The 5,607-nt window shown below is 42.1% G+C and carries 8 protein-coding genes; 4 read left to right on the top strand and 4 right to left on the bottom strand.

Going from position 1 to position 5,607, the window contains the following annotated elements; genetic code table 11:
- Positions 1-200: 200 nt before the first annotated feature.
- A complete protein-coding gene (locus IM500_RS02235; RefSeq protein WP_190721894.1) occupies positions 201-548 on the bottom strand; it encodes an HVO_A0114 family putative DNA-binding protein in 348 nt (115 codons plus the stop codon).
- Between the two features lie 36 nt (positions 549-584).
- On the bottom strand, positions 585-731 hold the full coding sequence (locus IM500_RS02230) for a hypothetical protein (RefSeq protein WP_155726632.1): 147 nt from the start codon (positions 729-731) through the stop codon (positions 585-587).
- Positions 732-837: 106 nt separating this feature from the next.
- Between IM500_RS02230 and IM500_RS02225 the strand changes: the two genes are divergently transcribed.
- From IM500_RS02225 to IM500_RS02210, 4 genes are all read left to right on the top strand, one after another.
- Positions 838-1,053 carry a RelB antitoxin-like protein gene (locus tag IM500_RS02225; RefSeq protein ID WP_061431373.1) on the top strand — a complete coding sequence of 72 codons (216 nt, stop codon included), beginning with the start codon at positions 838-840 and terminating at the stop codon, positions 1,051-1,053.
- A 1-nt stretch (position 1,054) separates the two neighbouring features.
- Positions 1,055-1,324, top strand: a complete 270-nt coding sequence (locus tag IM500_RS02220) for a type II toxin-antitoxin system RelE family toxin (protein ID WP_052277430.1) — start codon at positions 1,055-1,057, stop codon at positions 1,322-1,324.
- 265 nt (positions 1,325-1,589) lie between these two features.
- On the top strand, positions 1,590-1,850 hold the full coding sequence (locus tag IM500_RS02215) for a hypothetical protein (RefSeq protein WP_190721895.1): 261 nt from the start codon (positions 1,590-1,592) through the stop codon (positions 1,848-1,850).
- Positions 1,837-2,259, top strand: coding sequence for a type II toxin-antitoxin system VapC family toxin (locus IM500_RS02210; protein WP_190721897.1), 423 nt, complete (start codon positions 1,837-1,839; stop codon positions 2,257-2,259). The genes IM500_RS02215 and IM500_RS02210 overlap by 14 nt, the downstream gene beginning before the upstream one ends.
- Positions 2,260-2,435: 176 nt before the next feature.
- Here the strand turns inward: IM500_RS02210 and IM500_RS02205 are convergent, their stop codons facing one another.
- Positions 2,436-2,717, bottom strand: coding sequence for a hemolysin XhlA family protein (locus IM500_RS02205; protein WP_190721899.1), 282 nt, complete (start codon positions 2,715-2,717; stop codon positions 2,436-2,438).
- A 180-nt stretch (positions 2,718-2,897) separates the two neighbouring features.
- On the bottom strand, positions 2,898-5,420 hold the full coding sequence (locus tag IM500_RS02200; RefSeq protein ID WP_190721901.1) for a glycogen/starch/alpha-glucan phosphorylase: 2,523 nt from the start codon (positions 5,418-5,420) through the stop codon (positions 2,898-2,900).
- Positions 5,421-5,607: the final 187 nt, after the last annotated feature.

The following is a 5,607-nucleotide window of genomic DNA, read 5'->3' as shown; positions in this document are numbered from 1 at the left end:
TGGTTATAATTAAATTAAAAATGGATTTTAGGTTCGATCCCCCCTGCCCCCCTTGATAAGGGGGGTGCCGATCCCCCCTTAATCCCCCCTTGATAAGGGGGGTGTCTGACAACTTTTAACGCCTCCCTACTTACCTTTGAGAATGATAATACTTTTGGTTCATGTGTCCTCTTTATTCGCGATCGCTGCTAATCCGGCGATCAAACGGCTTGCAACATGAATTCAACCTTGATCGCTTCAAACGGGAACTCTACACTCCCATCTGCTACACGACTCAGAATACCGACATTTAAAAGTGCCGTAATATCTCCATGTACTGCTTTAACATCCCGATGTACTCGCCTCGCCGCCTCACGGATAGAAATGGGGCCAGCACCGCACATAGCTTTGAGGAGTTGCCACCGCTTGGCAGTCAGAACTTTCCAGAGAAGTTCGGGGGTAGCAAAACTGATACGAACTTCTTTTTCTGCTCGACCAGTTTTCATCGCTTGAACGGCATCGGCAAGGGTGTCAGTCAAGGAGCGAACTTCAAGAACGACCGTGTTCATAATTCCACCTCAAAATGTCAGAGTTGAAGTCGGCCATCAATTGGTCTGGCGAAGAGAAAGCATAAAGAGACTCCACACCATCGAAATGACGGTGATCGCCTGTTCAATTAAATTAACATAAGTTTGTAATTTGGCTTCATCCATAACCGTACCCTTCAACCCCAAACTACCCTTAAAAGTCATTATACATCAGAATTTATGGCGCTACTTGTTATTATTTGGTATATTATTGTATAGTTTCCCACAAAATGCCGGGAGATATAAAACTAATGATAATCCGAAGCGTTAAATGTTAGAAATTGAGTACCTGAGAGATACAAATGGTGAATTAACAGGGGTTGTTATCCCTATTAAAGTGTGGAAACAAATCTTTCCCGAAGCGGAAATTGCCTTAGATGAGTTATCGGATAGATTAGAAGATTATTGTCTAAGTCAAGCAATGGATGAAGCGATGTCAACCCCTTTATTAGACCGTCAAACAGCATTACAATATCTGGAGAAATAATTTGGAAGTTGAGTATCGCCAATTATTTTTAAAAGATTTAAAGAAGTTGAAAAAACAACCTATATATGATCAAATCGTCGATATTGCTTTTGAAAGACTCCCCTTAGCTATCAATTTGGAGGTTTTAAGTAATATTAAGGCGATGAAGGGTTATCCTAATCGTTATCGTATTCGTGTTGGTGACTATCGTATCGGAATAGAAGTACAAGGAAATAAGGTAGAAATGATGCGTGTTCTACATCGACGGGATTTTTATCGCTATTTTCCCTAATTTTAATTGGGTTCCTCACCATCAGCACAAGCGAGCAACTGTTCAATTAAATTAACATAAGCTTGGGCGCGTTGTTCATTCATTGTCTGTACTGTGCTTGATGTGATTATGTGATGGACTGTGATTTTTTTTTGAGAGAGAGCGACCTTATGATATAATGTGATACAACAAATATTCGTGATTATCAAGGACAAAGGATAACCTAGTCATAGTTTATCATTCAATCATTCTAATCATAGTTTAGACATTATTAAGGAGAAAGACTATGGACATCACCATTCATCTTAGCCAAGAACAAAGGGAAAAACTCGCCTACATCCAACAACATAGCGATCAGGATATAACTACCCTACTCAATCAAGTTATTGAGCAACAATATACCAAACTACACCCGCGTAACTCAGCTCCCCTTAAAGTGCTGAAAGAAAGCGGTTTTATTGGGTGTGGACAAGGTTCGCCCGATCTTTCTACTAATTATAAAACCATCCTCAAGGAAGAATGGTCAGCCAAACATGATTATAGTTGATACAGGCTTCTGGTTGGCCCTCGCCAATGAGCAAGATAATCATCATCAACAAGCACAGCTTGTAATTCAAAGATTGCGAGAACCCCTAATAACAACCTGGTGTGTTGTCACCGAAACTTGTTACCTTTTGCTAACTCGTCTCGGTAATCATGCTCAACTGCTATTTATTCAAAATTTCTTAGCAGGTGGTTTTGAAGTATTTGAATTACAATCAAATCATGTTAGACGAATGCAACAACTTATGAAACGTTATGAAGATATACCAATGGATCTAGCTGATGCTTCATTAGTAGTATTAGCTGAAAACTTAGGACACGGGAGAATTTTAACGTCAGATCGCCGCGATTTTTCAATCTATCGCTGGCAGGATACCCATACTTTTCAAAATTTATTCTTAGAATATCCTTAATACTTGGGAATCAAATGAATAGGATTTTTGTGATTGTGGGATTGTCTAAAAACAACCCAATCATAGTCGATCATTCAATCATTCTAATCATAGTTTAGACATTGGATTGTCTAAAAACAACCCAATCATAGTCGATCATTCAATCACTCTTAATCATAGTTTAGACGGTATTGCAATTAAGGATTACCCGAAATAACAAACCTACCCACTGCCACTAAAAACCCTCCTACCGCCGTAATTAAAATACCAATTAATGTCCAAATTTGAGCCTGTTGTGAACTTTTAATCGCATTAACATCTTGCTTCAGGTTATCGATTTCCACCTTTAATACCTGTCTTTCCCCCTTAGCTTCTGTTAACTCAATTTTGATGTCTGTAACATCTTTTTGTAAATTCTCTAATTTTTGATTAATCTGGGCTAAAATTTCCCCTAGGTTTTGTTCAATTATTACTGACATTTCTATTTTTCCTCATAATCAAAAAGCTCGCCGCATCATTCACCCTAAAACTCAAAAGTGTTGACCGAATTTTTGGATAGCAAAAAATAATAAATTTTATCGTTTTCCCAAAGCATTTTGGGGGCGACGGTTCCAGAATTCGGGCTAGTCAAAGACTAAACCCGAACTTGACCGAGTTTTTTAATCCTCTAAACTAATCTTGACCGGATTAACTTTCCAAATCTCTTGACAATATTCCCAGATTGTGCGATCGCTAGAGAATTTGGCCATACGAACCGAGTTGAGAATCGACATCCGCGTCCACTTGTCCCGATCGCGATAAGCTTGACTTACCTGTTCCTGACAATCAGCGTAGGATTGATAATCAGCTAAAAGCATATACTGGTCATCGTAGAGGAGAGAATCAACGATCGGCCTGAATAATTCCGGGTCACCATGGCTAAAATAACCACTCTTGATTCGATCGATCACTCCCTTCAATTCGCGATTATTTTTGTAATAGCTCATCGGTTCATAACCCTGTGCCTTCTTAGCATAAACTTCTTCTGCTGTCAAGCCAAAAAGGAAGAAATTTTCTGCTCCTGCTTCCTCGCGAATTTCGATATTAGCGCCGTCCAGAGTCCCAATGGTGAGGGAGCCATTCATGGCAAACTTCATATTACCGGTTCCGGAAGCTTCCTTACCCGCCGTAGAAATCTGTTCGGAAAGATCCGCCGCCGGATAGATGCGTTGACCCAAAGAAACGTTAAAGTTAGGCAGGAAAACCAATTTTAAACGACCTCTGACATCAGGATCCTTATTCACAATTTCAGCTACAGCATTAGTTAACTTAATAATTAACTTCGCCATAAAGTAACCGGGGGCTGCCTTACCACCAAAGATAAAAGTGCGCGGCACGATATCGATCTGAGGGTTCTGTTTAATGCGATTGTAAAGGGCGATAATGTGCAGAACTGCCAGATGTTGGCGTTTGTATTCGTGAATCCGTTTTACCTGCACATCGAAAATCGAATTAACATCCACCTCGATATTGCGGGTTTTCAGCATATAAGCCGCTAAATCGGCCTTATTCGCCTGTTTAATTTCATACCAACGCTGACGGAATGCGGGATCATCAAGGTATTGTTCCAGTTTTCGCAATTCCTTCAGGTCTTTTAACCAATTATCGCCGATTTTTTCGGTAAATATTGCCGATAATTGGGGATTGCTCAATAAAATCCACCGGCGCGGGGTGACACCATTGGTTTTATTGTAGAATTTTTCCGGCCAGAGCATGGCAAACTCTTTCAGGGTGTCTTTTTGCAGTAACTCCGTGTGTAAAGCGGCGACTCCGTTAATCGAGTGACTACCCACACAGGCTAAATTAGCCATGCGAATTTGTTTATTACCCCAACCAGCTTCTTCAACTATCGACAATTTGCCCAATAATTCCTCGTTATCGGGAAACCAAGTCCGCACATCCTCAAGGAAAAAGTGATTGATCAGATAGATAATTTCTAGATGTCGGGGCAGCAGTTTGCCAAGTAAATCCGCCGACCAACGTTCCAGGGCTTCCGGCAATAGGGTATGATTGGTATAAGCGAAGGTTTTTTGGGTAATTGCCCAAGCTTTTGACCATTCTAAGCCGTTTTCATCCACTAACAAACGCATTAGCTCAGCGATCGCAATGGCAGGGTGAGTATCGTTCAGTTGAATAGCGGCGGTTTCGTGGAAGTTTTGCAGATTTTTGTGGCTTTTTAGGTGAATGCGAATTAAATCTTGCAGGGAAGCGGCCACAAAAAAGTATTGTTGGGCGAGACGTAATTCTCGACCGGCGGGGGTGTTATCGTTGGGATAAAGGACTTTAGAAATGGTTTCCGCGTCCATTTTTTCGGCCACGGATTGATCGTATAATCCGGCGTTAAAAGCCTCAAAATTAAACGATTCACTCGCTTCTGCTTTCCAGAGACGCAAAGCGTTAACCGTGTTGGTTTTGTAACCCGGGACGGGGGTATCGTGGGGAATGGCTAAAACCCGACGTTCCGGCAGCCATTGTACCCGTTCCTGTCCCTTATCATCGTGATAGATTTCCGTCCGGCCACCCAGTTTTACTTCCACACTTTCATCGGGACGGGGTAATTCCCAAGGATTGCCGAAGCGTAGCCAGTTATCGGGGATTTCCACCTGCCAACCGTTTTGGATCATTTGATGGAAAATGCCAAATTCGTAGCGGATACCGTAACCGATGGCGGGAATTTCTAGGGAAGCGAGGGAATCGAGGAAACAAGCCGCTAAACGACCTAAACCGCCGTTTCCCAGGCCGGGATCCGGTTCCTGTTCGATAATTTCCTCAAAATCAAGACCTAATTCCTCGATCATCTCTTTGATTCGGTCATAAATACCCAAATTAGCGAGATTATTGCCTAAATACCGCCCCATGAGGAATTCGGCGGAGAAATAGCAGACGAGTTTAACTTTTTCTTGTTTGTAGGTGTCGGTGGATTTCAGAAAACGACGCAGCAGGCGATCGCGAACGGTGTAGGCAAGGGCGACATAGTAATTGTAGGGACTGGCATCGGTGCGGTTAACCCCTTGCAAATAAAACAAATTGTCCAGAAAAGCCCGTTTTAGGGTTTCGGGACTCATGCCCGTGCGATCATCTTCAACTAAAGTGGGGCATTGAAGTGCTTCACGCCCATCAGCTAGGGTATAGGTTGTCTCCATGGGTTTTTGTTGTCCATATATTCGGGAGTCGATCGCCGCTCAGATTCTGATGACGATATCCTTTATAGTTTACTTGTTACCTTTTGGAGAGACTCAGACATTTAGATTTCTATTGGTTTTGAGCGGATCTGCGATCGCAATTGCCGACAAAAAAGGGTGAACCCTGTCCACCCTCCCACAATTATTC

It is taken from the genome of Microcystis sp. M179S2 (genome assembly GCF_020245805.1).
In the GTDB taxonomy this organism is placed as follows: Bacteria; Cyanobacteriota; Cyanobacteriia; order Cyanobacteriales; family Microcystaceae; genus Microcystis; species Microcystis aeruginosa.
The sequence above is the reverse complement of the archived record's forward strand: the minus strand, read 5'-3'. Positions and strand labels throughout refer to the sequence as shown.

Bases quoted from the DNA above. Each gene is read 5' to 3' on its own strand.
- IM500_RS02205 (WP_190721899.1), bottom strand. From the start codon at position 2,717: ATGTCAGTAATAATTGAACAAAACCTAGGGGAAATTTTAGCCCAGATT.
- IM500_RS02215 (WP_190721895.1), top strand. From the start codon at position 1,590: ATGGACATCACCATTCATCTTAGCCAAGAACAAAGGGAAAAACTCGCC.
- IM500_RS02210 (WP_190721897.1), top strand. From the start codon at position 1,837: ATGATTATAGTTGATACAGGCTTCTGGTTGGCCCTCGCCAATGAGCAA.
- IM500_RS02230 (WP_155726632.1), bottom strand. From the start codon at position 731: ATGACTTTTAAGGGTAGTTTGGGGTTGAAGGGTACGGTTATGGATGAA.
- IM500_RS02225 (WP_061431373.1), top strand. From the start codon at position 838: ATGTTAGAAATTGAGTACCTGAGAGATACAAATGGTGAATTAACAGGG.
- IM500_RS02200 (WP_190721901.1), bottom strand. From the start codon at position 5,420: ATGGAGACAACCTATACCCTAGCTGATGGGCGTGAAGCACTTCAATGC.
- IM500_RS02235 (WP_190721894.1), bottom strand. From the start codon at position 548: ATGAACACGGTCGTTCTTGAAGTTCGCTCCTTGACTGACACCCTTGCC.